The organism is Pseudomonas brassicacearum, assembly GCF_003732265.1.
Classification (GTDB): Bacteria; Pseudomonadota; Gammaproteobacteria; order Pseudomonadales; family Pseudomonadaceae; genus Aquipseudomonas; species Aquipseudomonas brassicacearum_D.
Genome location: NZ_MOBK01000255.1, coordinates 1 through 585, shown reverse-complemented (window position 1 = coordinate 585; position 585 = coordinate 1). Strand labels below are relative to the sequence as shown.

Here is a 585-nt window from a genome sequence, read left to right as displayed (position 1 = left end):
GCTTGTCAGCATTCTGGATGCGGCCTATTGTTTTCGTCAGCTCGGTGAGGGACGTTGGACTCACACCTATTTAATACCAGTGACGGTATCGGTAGACCCAGGAAGGTGTCGAATTGAAAACCACGGAATTCAGTCAAAATCCAGTCAGTGATCTGTCGAGTAAAAATCGGAATGCTAAAGCCATGAACGCTATAAGTCGTGAAGAGTTCAATGCCAGGATCGAGACCATTGAGACGAGGATGGATGCTCGGTTCGAGGGTGTGTCGGCAAAAATCGATGCTTATCTTTTGACTCAGGCGGAGAGGGACAAACGATACGATTTGATGTGGGACGGCGTACAACAAATCGCCGAGGACTCAAAAGAAGCCATCAAACATGCCTCGACAATAAAGGCGCATTACTGGGCGACGACAGCCGTCCATTTTCTCGGAATGATCACCGTCGTCGTGGGGGCGCACTTTGCCAATCAGGCAGCGGTGTTAACTACCTTGCAGACGACACTCGCTGCGATCCAGGTAGGTAAGGATATAGGCGCACCAAGACCTGCTTCGCAACAAGCACCCGAATCAGCACAATAGAAAACGG

The 585-nt window shown here is 50.3% G+C and carries 1 protein-coding gene; it reads left to right on the top strand.

Features of this window, described 5'->3' with window-relative positions; genetic code table 11:
* The first annotated feature begins 113 nt into the window (after positions 1 to 113).
* Positions 114 to 578, top strand: a complete 465-nt coding sequence (locus BK660_RS31135) for a hypothetical protein (protein ID WP_259698418.1) — start codon at positions 114 to 116, stop codon at positions 576 to 578.
* Positions 579 to 585 lie beyond the last annotated feature (7 nt).